Annotated in this window: 2 rRNA genes; both read right to left on the bottom strand. The window is 42.9% G+C overall.

Going from position 1 to position 606, the window contains the following annotated elements:
- A 23S ribosomal RNA gene (locus ACFPYN_RS17270) occupies positions 1-126 on the bottom strand; the annotation flags it as partial.
- 422 nt (positions 127-548) lie between these two features.
- Positions 549-606, bottom strand: a 16S ribosomal RNA gene (locus ACFPYN_RS17265); the annotation flags it as partial.

Genomic DNA, 606 nt, shown 5'->3' with positions numbered 1-606 from the left:
TTTCCCCATTCGGAAATCTCCGGATCAAAGCTTACTTACAGCTCCCCGAAGCATATCGGTGTTAGTACCGTCCTTCATCGGCTCCTAGTGCCAAGGCATTCACCGCGCGCCCTTATTAACTTAACCTTGTTCGGCTTTCCATACACTTCGCATCTCTTCGTCAGCTGCACTCACTCACATCCTCACGTACGATTAGTACGCTCCGGTGTTCGCTCGCTTGCTTCCTCGACCTGCTCGTGTCTGAAAACCCTCATTAAAGTCATTTAATAAGTTTGAACTTATTAAAAATGAATTACTTGAATGTTTGTTGCTTTCAATGTCGTTTTATCCAGTTTTCAAAGAACAAGTTAAAAAAGACTTATGTCTAGCTCAAAGCGCTAACTCGTATGCCATTGTCAATTTCTCCGCAGAAATGCAAGCATCTCACATAGAAATATTCAAATGTTTATCGAGTTGGATAGCGATTTTCGCTTTTCCACAAACCTTCAAAACTGAACGCAAAACGTCAACTTATAGACCCAAGGTCTATATTCCGTAATTATCCTTAGAAAGGAGGTGATCCAGCCGCACCTTCCGATACGGCTACCTTGTTACGACTTCACCCCA

It is taken from the genome of Paenisporosarcina macmurdoensis, assembly GCF_042658845.1.
Classification (GTDB): Bacteria; Bacillota; Bacilli; order Bacillales_A; family Planococcaceae; genus Paenisporosarcina; species Paenisporosarcina macmurdoensis.
Note: the sequence above shows the minus strand (reverse complement) of the source record. Positions and strands in the feature narration are given on the sequence as shown.